The organism is Mesorhizobium sp. M0051 (genome assembly GCF_040323235.1).
Taxonomy (GTDB): Bacteria; Pseudomonadota; Alphaproteobacteria; order Rhizobiales; family Rhizobiaceae; genus Mesorhizobium.
The window spans coordinates 342439-353183 of sequence record NZ_JAMYUT010000002.1; the positions used below are offsets into that span (position 1 = coordinate 342439).

Below are 10745 nucleotides of genomic sequence, written 5' to 3' on the forward strand. Positions count from 1 at the left end.
CCGCCCGCTGGCCCGCAAGGCTACCGTGTTCGCGGTTAACTGCAGTTTACCGCGAAATCCGCGTTCAGCCCAGGTTGACGACTGCCTGCGCCTTGTGGGCGGCTTCGACCACGGCCAGTGCCGTCATGTTGACCACGCCGCGTGACGTGACCGAAGGCGTCAATATGTGCGCGGGCATGTCGGTGCCGAGCAAGATCGGCCCGACATGCAGTGCATCCATCATGGTCCTGAGCGCGGTCAGCGTGATGTTGGCCGAATCGAGGTTGGGGAACACCAGCAGATTGGCTTCGCCCTTCAGCCTGGAGTGGGGATAGACGCGCTGGCGCAGATGCTCCGACAACGCAGTATCGGCATGCATCTCGCCGTCGCACTCCAGCTCGGGCGCGATGCGCGCCAGGATCGCCGCCGCTTGCCGCATCTTGATCGCGCTCGGCGAATCGCGCGAGCCGAAATCGGAATGCGACAGGAGTGCTGCCTTCGGCTCGATGCCGAAACGCTGGATTTCTTCTGCTGCCAGCACCGTCATCTCGGCGATCTCCTCCGCCGTCGGGTCGACGGAGACGTGCGTGTCAGTGAGAAAGATGATGCCGCGCTGCGAGATCAGCATCGAGAGCGTGGAGAGGTCGCGATCCCGGACGCCGGTGCGCGCGCCTATGATCAGTGTGACGTTGCGCAGATGTCGCTCGAAGCGTCCTTCGAGGCCGCAGACCATGGCGTCGGCATCGCCGCGCTTCAGCGCAAGTGCTGCGATCACCGTGTTGTCGGTGCGCACCATGGTGCGCGCGGCCTCCGTCGTCACGCCGCGGCGGCCGGCGAGTTCGATCAGCAGGTCGACATAGTTGCGATAGCGCGGATCGTCCTCTGGATTGATCAGACCGAAATCGACGCCGGGCTTGATGCGCAGCCCATACCGCTTCAGGCGCACCTCGATCACATGCGGGCGGCCGATCAAAATCGGTTCGGCGATACCTTCCTCGAGCACCACTTGGGCAGCGCGCAGCACGCGCTCGTCCTCGCCGTCGGCGTAGATGACGCGCTTGGCGGTCGATGCCTTGGCCGACGAGAACACCGGCTTCATCACCAGGCCGGAGCGGAAGACGAAGCGGTTGAGCTTGTCGATGTAAGCGGCGAAGTCGGTGATCGGCCTGGTCGCGACACCGGTATCACAGGCAGCCTTGGCGACCGCCGGGGCGATGCGCAGGATCAGGCGCGGATCGAAGGGCGAGGGGATCAGGAACTCGGGGCCGAAGATTGGCGTCTCGCCGGAATAGGCACGGGCGGCGACATCGGAAGGTTCTTCACGGGCGAGTGCTGCGATCGCCCGCACCGCTGCCATCTTCATCTCCTCGTTGATGGCGCTGGCGCCGCAGTCGAGTGCGCCGCGAAAGATGTAAGGAAAGCACAGTACATTGTTGACTTGATTGGGAAAATCGGAACGGCCGGTGCAGATCATCGCATCGGGGCGCGCGGCGCGCGCCACCTCCGGCATGATCTCGGGATTCGGGTTGGCCAGCGCCAGGATCAGCGGCTTCGGCGCCATATGCTGGAGCAGTTCCGGCTTCAGCACGCCTGCCGCCGACAGGCCGAGAAAGACGTCGGCGCCTGATATGACATCGGCCAGCGTGCGTGCGTCCGTGTCCTTCACATAAGGATCTTTCCAGCGGTCCATCTCGTCGGTGCGGCCCTTATAGGCGACGCCGAAACGGTCGGTGACCCAGATGTTTTCCACCCGCGCACCAAGCGAAACCAACAGGTTGAGGCAGGCAAGGGCGGCAGCGCCGGCGCCAGAGCTGACGATCTTGATGTCCGTTATGGTCTTGCCGGCGAATTCCAGTCCGTTGAGCACGGCGGCGGCGACGATGATGGCGGTGCCGTGCTGGTCGTCGTGGAAGACCGGAATGCCCATGCGGGCCTTCAACTGCTCCTCGACCTCGAAGCACTCCGGCGCCTTGATGTCTTCGAGGTTGATGCCGCCGAAGGTCGGCTCCAGCGCCGAGATCGTCTCGACCATGCGCTCTATCCCCGGCGCGTCGATCTCGATGTCGAAGACGTCGATGCCGGCGAACTTCTTGAACAGGACGGCCTTGCCTTCCATGACCGGCTTGGAGGCCAGCGGGCCAATATTGCCGAGGCCGAGCACGGCCGACCCGTTGGAGACGACGCCGACCAGATTGGCACGCGCGGTGTAGTCGGCGGCGCTCGCCGGATCGTCGCGGATTTCCAGGCAAGGGGCGGCGACGCCTGGCGAATAGGCGAGCGCGAGGTCACGCTGGTTACCGAGCGGCTTGGTCGCCTGGATCTCGAGCTTTCCCGGCCTTGGGTGCTTGTGGAAGTAGAGGGCGGCTTCGTCGAGGTCCGAACGTGCCGTCTTTTTGCTCTCGCCTTCCATACGGCTGCTCCCTCGGAATCTGCGTGAAGACCCCTTTTAGCATGCAGCCGAGGTTTTTCGCGACGCTAAATGACGCGCCGACAGCTTTACCCGACGGTGCGCCTAAAACAGTTAACTATCAATGATTTATGCCGATTTGATAGCAAATGAGTACTGCTGGTTGGCAGGCGCTTCGATCAGAAGGCGCTGACGTAGAGACCGCCATCGACCGGTATGTTCTGCCCCGTCAGATAGCCGGCATGGACCGAGCACAGGAAGGCGCAGATCTGGCCGAATTCCTCCGGCGTGCCGAGCCGCTTGGCCGGAACATCGGCACTGATGCGGGTCTTGCGCGCAGCGGCGGCGGCGGGATCTTCAACTGTACCGGCCTCGTGCGGTCCGCGCAGCCGGTCGGTGTCGAGCTTGCCCGGCAAAAGACTGTTGATGGTCACGTTGCGATCCACCACCGTCCGCGCCACGCCGGCCAGGAACGAGGTCAGGCCGGCGCGCGCGCCGGACGACAGGTCGAGGCCGGGAATGGGCACGTAGACCGATAGCGAAGTGATGTTGACGATACGGCCGAAGCCGCGCGCGGCCATGCCGTCGAGGACGGCCTGGACCAGCTCGATCGGCGTCACCATGTTCTGGGTGACGCCTTCAAGGATCTTTTCGCGGTCGAGCGTGCGAAAATCGCGAAGCGGCGGTCCACCATTGTTGTTGACGAGGATATCCGGTTCCGGACAGGCCGCGAGCAGCGCCTTCTGCACCTCGGGCTTGGAGACGTCGCCAACGACTTCCGTCACCGTGACGCCGTAACGCTGGCGCAACTCCGCGGCGGTTTTCGCCACCAGATCTGCATTGCGCCCGTTGACGACGATGTTGCATCCGGCTTCCGCCAGCGCCATCGCGCAACCGCGTCCAAGTCCCTTGCTCGAAGCGCAGACGATAGCCTTTTTCCCGCTGATGCCGAGATCCATGATGATTTCTCCTTGTGAGCCGGCGGCAAGCTAGTCCTTCGGCTGGACCAATCGCAACCGTCATACGGTTGTTGCATGAATCGGGGCATAGGCTCTCGCGAAAGCAACGGTGAAATCGCGATGTCCGGCCAAGAGCCCCGCACTTTCCGCAGCATGTTTATCTCCGATGTCCATTTGGGCTCGAAGGCGGCGAAGGCCGAATTCCTGATCGACTTCCTGCGCCATCACGATGCCGATATCATCTATCTGGTCGGGGACATCGTCGACGGCTGGCGGCTGCGGCGGAACTGGCACTGGCCGCAAAGCCACAATGATGTCGTGCAGAAATTGCTGCGCAAGGCGCGCAAGGGCGCCAACATCACCTACATCGCTGGCAACCATGACGAATTCGCCCGCCAGTTCCAGGGTGTGCATTTCGGCGGCATCGTCGTCGCCGACCGCGCCATCCACGAGACCGCCGACGGCAAGCGCCTGCTTGTCATCCACGGCGACCAGTTCGACACCGTCGTCCACAATGCGCGCTGGCTGGCCTATCTCGGCGACCACGCCTATGACGCGGCCATGCTGGTCAACCGCGTGGTGACGCGGCTGCGCCAGCTGCTCGGACTGCCATACTGGTCGTTCTCCTCCTGGGCCAAGGTCAACGTCAAGAAGGCGGTCAACTTCATCGGCTCGTTCCAGACGATGCTTGCGGACGAGGCGCGCCGCTCGCATGTCGACGGCGTGATTTGCGGCCACATCCATCATGCCGTCATCGAGAATTTCGGCGATGTCCAGTACATCAACACCGGCGACTGGGTGGAAAGCTGCACGGCAGTGGTCGAACATTTTGACGGCCGGATGCAAATCCTGACCTGGGCACAGGTGCTGCCCGAGGCGCCGGACGAGCCCTTTATCCCGCTGCTCATCGAAGAACGGGTAGGGCAGGCGGCATAGCGCCGGCGGTCGTCCCGGGTCCGGGATCAATCGATTGGTCCAACCGGTTCCGCCGGGTTTTTGCCCATGTTAAGGGATCGATACACGTTGCCGTCAGGTCGAGTGCAGCGTGATTGGATCGATTCATGTCCCTGCCGCCGCTTTCGCCCGAACAACTCGTCAAGCCGCGCCATTTCGAACTGCGCATGAGCATGATCTTCGCGACGCTGTTCGTGCCGCTCGGAACACATCTGCCATATTTTCCGCTGTGGCTGCAGGCCAAGGGTTTTCATGCCGAGCAGATCGCCGTCATTCTGGCGGCGCCCATGTTCCTGCGCATGGTGACGACGCCATTGCTGACCGCGCTCGCCGACCGTGCCAAGGACCGCGCCGATGTCTATGTCGCGCTGGTGGCTGCGTCGCTGCTCTTGTCGGCCGGTTATTTCCTGGTGCCGACCTATGCCACGGTGCTGGCGGTGTCGTTGGCGCTGACAATCGTGTGGACGCCGCATTCGCCGATCGCCGATTCGCTGGCGCTTTCAGGCGTGCGCCGCTTCGCCTCGAACTATACGAGCATGCGCAAATGGGGCTCGATCTCCTATCTGTTCGCCAATGTCGCGGGGGGCTTCATTCTGTCGGCGACAGGCTCTCGGGCCGTTCCGGTGATCATTCTCGTGGCGTTTGTCGCCGCTCTTGCCGCCGGCCTGCTGGCGCCGCGTCTTGGCCGTCCGCGGCGCGCCTCGCCGCTGTCGGCCACCGATATCCAGCACGCCGCGCCGAAGCTTCTCAACCCATATTTCCTGTATTTTTCGATCGGTGTCGGCGTCATCACCGCCAGCCACGCATTCCTCTATGGCTTCGTCTCGATCTACTGGAAATCGATCGGTATCAGCGATTCGGTTGTTGGCCTTTTGTGGGCGTGGGGCGTGGTTTCGGAAGTCTGCATGTTCATGATGTTCACCCGCTTTTTCGACCGCTTCTCCGTCGTGTCGATCATGGCGATGGCGGGGATCGGCGCGATCGTGCGCTGGATCGCCTTTCCGCTGGTCTGGCCGCTCGGCCTCGGCATTGCCGGATTTTTCGGCGTCCAGACGCTGCACTCGGTCTCGGTGGCGCTGGTGCTGATCGGCCTGCAGAAGATGATCGGCGAAACGGTCTCCGAGGAACGAACCGGTGCCGCGCAAGGCATCGCCTATTTCTCCAATGGCTTCTTCATGGCGGTAATGACGCTGGCATCCGGCCCGCTTTACGAGCGGTTCGGCGTCGACGGCTTTTTTGCCATGGTCCCGATCGCCTTGATCGGCCTGGTGCTGATCGGGCTTGCGGCGCGCTCAGCCCCACAGCGCCTTCTCAGGCGGTGACACCAGCGATCCCTGATAGACAAGGCCGGGCACACGGTCGCGAGCGAGCAGCAGCGGACCGTCGAGGTCGACGAAATCGGCATCCTGAGCGAGCAGCACCGCCGGCGCCATCGCCAGCGACGTACCGACCATGCAGCCGACCATCACGCTGAAACCGAGTTCGCGGGCGCGATCGCGCAACACAAGGGCGGCTGTCAGGCCGCCCGACTTGTCGAGCTTGATGTTGACGGCGTCGTAGAGGCCGATAAGAGCTCCGAGGTTCTTCACCTCGTGCACGCTTTCATCGGCGCAGACCGGCACCGGATGCGCAATATGGCGCAGAATCTCGTCATGGCCGGCCGGCAGCGGCTGTTCGATCAGCGCAATGCCTTGCTCGGCGGCAAAAGCGAGGTTGGCAACGATATTGTCGTCTGTCCAGCCCTCGTTGGCGTCGAGGATGATGCGGCTGTCGGGCGCTGCTTGCCTCACGGCACGGATGCGCGCGACATCGTTGTCGCCACCGATCTTGACCTTGAGCAGGGGCCGCGCCGCATTGGCGCGGGCCTGTGCCGCCATCGCCTCCGGTTCGCCGAGCGACAGCGTGTAGGCGGTTTCGAGCGTCCGTAAGGGAGCAGCACCTATGGCATCGGCTACGGATGTTCCGCTGACCTTTGCCTCCAGATCCCACAGGGCGCAGTCGATGGCGTTGCGGGCAGCTCCGGCCGGCATGGCCGTGAGCAAGGCGGTTCGGCTGATGCCGCCGGCGATCCGGTCGCGCATGGCCTCGATCGCCTCGCGCACGCCGTCCATGGTCTCGCCATAGCGCTTGTAGGGAACGCATTCGCCGCGGCCGGCGTGGCTGCCCTCGCTGATCGTGCAGGAGATCACTTCGGCTTCGGTCTTGGAACCGCGCGAAATCGTAAAGGTTCCTGCGATTGGAAAACGCTCGGCCTCGACCGAAATGACACGCGCCATATTTTTCTGCTCCTGCTATGCGACAAGGGTTGTCGGCAAATCGACAGGTCAGACCCGTCAAGCTAAACAGGATGCCATGTTCAACATCGGCAAGCGCGACGCAAGCGGCACGACCGCAGGGAAGATTGACCACGAACCGCGCGTGGCGATCGGCGAGGAGGACGGCGTTCTCGGCTGCGCCTTCTCCGGAACCTGGACCACACGGACCGTGGCGTTGATCGACGCCGACCTGCGCAGAATAGAGAAACGCAGCGGTTTCAAGACTTTGGCACTCGATCTTTCCAAGATCGAGAAGATGGATACCGCCGGCGCCTGGCTGATCGACCGGCTGGTCAGCGCCTTCGAGAAGAAGGGCGTCAAGATACAGTTGCAAGGCCAGAGCGAGATCGCGTCGATCCTGCTCGACGCGGTGGGCGAAGCTGTACGGCGCGACCGTGAATCCGGCCCGGCGCGACCGCCCAACATCGTCATTCGCGCGCTGGAGGCGGTCGGCCGGCGCGTCTACGAGATGCGCGACGACTTCCTTTCCTCGATGAACATCCTCGGCGCCACCATCCGCGGCGCGCAGATGAAGCTCGGCCGTGGTCATGCCGTCAACCCGGCGGCGATCTTCAACCAGATCGACCGCATGGGTGTCGGCGCCATTCCTGTTGTGGTGCTGATGTCGGCGATCGTCGGCGCCATCGTTGCCCAGCAAGGCGCCTATCAGCTCAGCTATTTCGGCGCCGATATTTTCGTCGTCGATCTCGTCGGCGTGCTGATCCTGCGCGAGCTCGGCGTGCTGATGACGGCGATCATGATCGCCGGCCGCTCGGGCAGCGCGATCACCGCCGAGATCGGCTCGATGAAGATGCGCGAAGAGGTGGATGCGCTGAAGGTCATCGGGCTCAACCCGATCGGCGTGCTGGTGTTTCCACGGCTGGTGGCGCTGGTGATCGCCTTGCCGTGCCTGACCATCATCGCCAATTTCGCGGCACTTGGTGGCGGCATCGTCGCCGCTTGGCTCTATTCCGACATCCCGCCCGCCGCCTTCCTCGACCGGTTGCGCGTCGCTATCGATCTGAGCACCATCTTTGCCGGCCTGATCAAGGCGCCGTTCATGGCGATGATCATCGGCACCATTGCCTCGGTCGAGGGCATGAAAGTCGGCGGCAGCGCGGAATCACTTGGCCAGCACGTGACCGCTTCGGTGGTGAAGTCGATCTTCGTCGTCATCATCCTCGATGGACTTTTCGCCATCTTCTACGCAGCGATCGAGTTCTGAGATGAAGCTGCGAAACCGGAAAAAGGCAGGTGCGGTGGCGGACCACACGGGCGAGGGCGACATCGTGCTTTCCGCGCATGACATCACCGTGTCCTTCGCCGACAAGGTCATCCTCGACAAGCTGTCGCTCGACATCAGGCGCGGCGAGATTCTCGGCTTTGTCGGTGCCTCGGGTGCCGGCAAATCCGTTCTGTTGCGCACCATTCTCGGCCTGACGCGCAAACAGTCGGGCACGATCAAGCTGTTCGGCCTCGACATCGAGAAGGCGAGCGAGGTGGAGCGCCTGCGCGTCGATATGCGGCTTGGCGTGCTGTTCCAGCACGGTGCGCTGTTTTCAGCGCTGACGGTGCTGGAGAACGTCCAGGTGCCGATGCGCGAATATCTCGACCTGCCGAAAAAGCTGATGGACGAACTGGCGATGCTCAAGGTCGAGCTGGTCGGATTGCCGCCGGACGCGGCGCATAAGTTTCCGTCGGAACTTTCCGGAGGCATGATCAAGCGAGCGGCGCTGGCGCGGGCATTGGCGCTCGACCCCGATATCGTCTTCCTCGACGAGCCGACATCCGGCCTCGATCCTATCAGTGCGGCGGAATTCGACGAACTGGTCGTCAAGCTGCGCGATACGATGGACCTGACCGTCTATATGGTGACGCATGATCTCGACACGCTTTTTACCGCCTGCGACCGCGTGGCCGTGCTCGGCAACAAGAAAGTACTGGTCGAAGGAACCATCGACGACATGCTGAAGAGCGAGGAGCCGTGGGTAAAGTCCTATTTCCGCGGAAAACGCGCCCGGCAACTTGATCTTGCGGCGCGCGCATAGCCATAAGTGGGACAATGGAAACCAGAGCCAACTACGTCATCGTCGGCATTTTCACGCTGGCCGCGATCCTGGCGGCGTTCGCCTTCGTCTACTGGACGGCGGCGATCGGCGAAAAGGGCGAGACGACGGTGCTGCGCGTGCGCATCCCGGGTTCGGCGTCCGGGCTTGGCCGCGGCAGTTTCGTGCTGTTCAACGGCGTCAAGGTCGGCGATGTCAGGCGCGTCTATATCGACGTCGACAATCCGACAGTCGCCATCGCCGACACCGAGATCGATCGCCTGACGCCGATCACCAAGTCGACGCAGGCCGATATCGGTCTTGCTGGCCTCACCGGACAGGCCAATATCGAGCTCAAGGGCGCCGACCCCAAGGAAGTAAAACTCCTCGACCAGGCGGAAAAGGAAGGCAAGGTCGCCGAGATCATCGCCAATCCCTCCGCCGTGACCAACCTTTTGCAGACAGCGCAGAACATCTTCACCCGAGCCGACAAGGTGCTCACGGAGCTGGAAGGCTTCACCAAGGACGTTCGCGGACCGCTGACCCAGACCGTGCACAACGTGCAGACCTTCTCCGACGCGCTGGCCAAGAATTCGGACGGCATCGACAAGTTCCTATCCGCCACCAGTGCGCTGGCCGATGAGCTGAAAGGCGTTTCCGGCAAGCTCGACGGCACGCTGAAGGCAGCCGAAGGCCTGCTCAATGCTGTCGACAAGGACAAGATCAAGAGCATTGTCGCCAACGTCGACACGGTGACAGGCAACCTCAAGGAAACGTCGCGGCAGCTCGACGGCGTGATCAAGAACGTCGACACGGCGGTCGGGTCGGTCAACGATTTCGCCAAGCAGACGCAAGGCACGCTGGCAAAGGTCGACGGCGTGCTCGACGGCATCGATCCGGCGCAGGTGCGCACAGCGCTTGCCAACATCCAGAAGGCCAGCGAAAGCGCCAACAAGGCCGCCGCCGACATCGCAGAGGTGACTGACAAGTTCGCCAACCGGGCCGACGACATCAACCAGACGATCAAGGATGCCAAGCAACTGGCGCAGCGGCTCAACGATGCCTCGGTGCGTGTCGATGGCATCCTCGCCAGGGTCGACCACTTGCTCGGTTCCGGGCAGGCCGATGGCGTGATGGCCGACGCCAGGGCCACCCTGAAATCGTTCAAGCAGGTTGCCGACACGCTGAATGCCCGCCTTGGCGTCATAACCGACAATCTGGCGCGTTTCTCGGGCCAGGGGCTGTCGAATGTCGAGGCACTGGTGCAGGACAGCCGCCGCTCGATCAGCCGCATTGAGGAGGCGGTGACCGATCTCAGCCGCAATCCGCAGCGCATCCTTTCGGGTGGCGAAGGCGAGGTAAGGCAGTTCGATGGCAGGGCGCGGCGTTGACTTCGGAGTTGGTGCGCCCCAATAACATGAGCCGCAAAAGCGGGTTGATCTTACGATCCGGGGACAACGGGGATCGCGCGTGAAGTCTGTGTGGTTGAGAACGGGCGGGTTGACATCGGCTGCGGCACTGCTTGCCCTGACGCTGGCCGGCTGCGCGGTGTTTGGAGGCAAGCCTGCGCCACTCGACACCTTTGAGCTGTCGGCGCCTTCGGTTGCTGCGCGCGGCCACAGCCGTCGCCAGATCCTGATCGCGCAGCCGTCGGCGCTCAAGGCACTGGACAGCCAGAACATCGTCATCAAGCCATCGGATCGCTCGCTCCAGTATCTCAAGGGAGCGCAGTGGGCCGACCGGCTGCCGCTGATCGTGCAGGCGCGGCTGGCCGAGACGTTCCAGCGTTCGGGCAGTTTTGCCGGCGTCGGCAAGCCGGGCGAAGGCCTGGCCATCGATTATCAGGTGATCGTCGAGATCCGTTCGTTCGAGGTGAGCGTCGACGGCGGCGAGCATGCCGAGGTCGACCTGTTCGTGCGCATCCTCAACGACCGCAATGGCGAGGTGCGTGCCTCCAAGAGCTTCACCGCCTCAGCGCCTGTTTCAGGCAGCGGCAATCCAGCCTATGTCAGCGCACTCGACAACGCGTTCGGCGATGCGGCCAGGCAAATCGTGCACTGGACGGATTCGGTGATCTGATTCCGTA

At 63.0% G+C, this 10745-nt stretch carries 9 protein-coding genes; 6 read left to right on the forward strand and 3 right to left on the reverse strand.

Annotated elements, in window-relative coordinates:
• Positions 1-64 precede the first annotated feature (64 nt).
• Positions 65-2389, reverse strand: coding sequence for an NADP-dependent malic enzyme (locus NKJ90_RS03535; RefSeq protein ID WP_023757478.1), 2325 nt, complete (start codon positions 2387-2389; stop codon positions 65-67).
• A gap of 176 nt (positions 2390-2565) precedes the next feature.
• Positions 2566-3345 carry an SDR family oxidoreductase gene (locus tag NKJ90_RS03540; RefSeq protein ID WP_023757477.1) on the reverse strand — a complete coding sequence of 260 codons (780 nt, stop codon included), beginning with the start codon at positions 3343-3345 and terminating at the stop codon, positions 2566-2568.
• Between the two features lie 120 nt (positions 3346-3465).
• Here NKJ90_RS03540 and NKJ90_RS03545 point away from each other — a divergent pair, with 120 nt between their 5' ends.
• Positions 3466-4281 carry a UDP-2,3-diacylglucosamine diphosphatase gene (locus NKJ90_RS03545; protein ID WP_023757476.1) on the forward strand — a complete coding sequence of 272 codons (816 nt, stop codon included), beginning with the start codon at positions 3466-3468 and terminating at the stop codon, positions 4279-4281.
• 125 nt (positions 4282-4406) lie between these two features.
• Complete coding sequence (locus tag NKJ90_RS03550) at positions 4407-5621, forward strand: MFS transporter (RefSeq protein WP_352485670.1); 1215 nt, start codon at positions 4407-4409, stop codon at positions 5619-5621.
• Here the strand turns inward: NKJ90_RS03550 and dgcA are convergent.
• Complete coding sequence (gene dgcA / locus NKJ90_RS03555; RefSeq protein ID WP_023757474.1) at positions 5592-6575, reverse strand: N-acetyl-D-Glu racemase DgcA; 984 nt, start codon at positions 6573-6575, stop codon at positions 5592-5594. The two genes, NKJ90_RS03550 and dgcA, sit on opposite strands and share 30 nt — an antisense overlap.
• Before the next feature lie 76 nt (positions 6576-6651).
• Between dgcA and NKJ90_RS03560 the strand changes: the two genes are divergently transcribed.
• The 4 genes from NKJ90_RS03560 to NKJ90_RS03575 all read left to right on the forward strand — a co-directional run bounded on the left by NKJ90_RS03560 (position 6652) and on the right by NKJ90_RS03575 (position 10738).
• A complete protein-coding gene (locus tag NKJ90_RS03560) occupies positions 6652-7839 on the forward strand; it encodes an ABC transporter permease (protein WP_023757473.1) in 1188 nt (395 codons plus the stop codon).
• Position 7840: 1 nt separating this feature from the next.
• Positions 7841-8662: an ABC transporter ATP-binding protein gene (locus NKJ90_RS03565; RefSeq protein ID WP_023757472.1), complete on the forward strand. Its 822-nt coding sequence runs from the start codon at positions 7841-7843 to the stop codon at positions 8660-8662.
• Positions 8663-8676: 14 nt separating this feature from the next.
• The gene (locus tag NKJ90_RS03570; protein ID WP_023757471.1) at positions 8677-10050 is read left to right on the forward strand and encodes an MlaD family protein; all 1374 of its coding nucleotides are present in this window, start codon (positions 8677-8679) and stop codon (positions 10048-10050) included.
• A 79-nt stretch (positions 10051-10129) separates the two neighbouring features.
• Positions 10130-10738: an ABC-type transport auxiliary lipoprotein family protein gene (locus NKJ90_RS03575; RefSeq protein WP_050589476.1), complete on the forward strand. Its 609-nt coding sequence runs from the start codon at positions 10130-10132 to the stop codon at positions 10736-10738.
• The last annotated feature ends 7 nt before the right edge of the window (positions 10739-10745 follow it).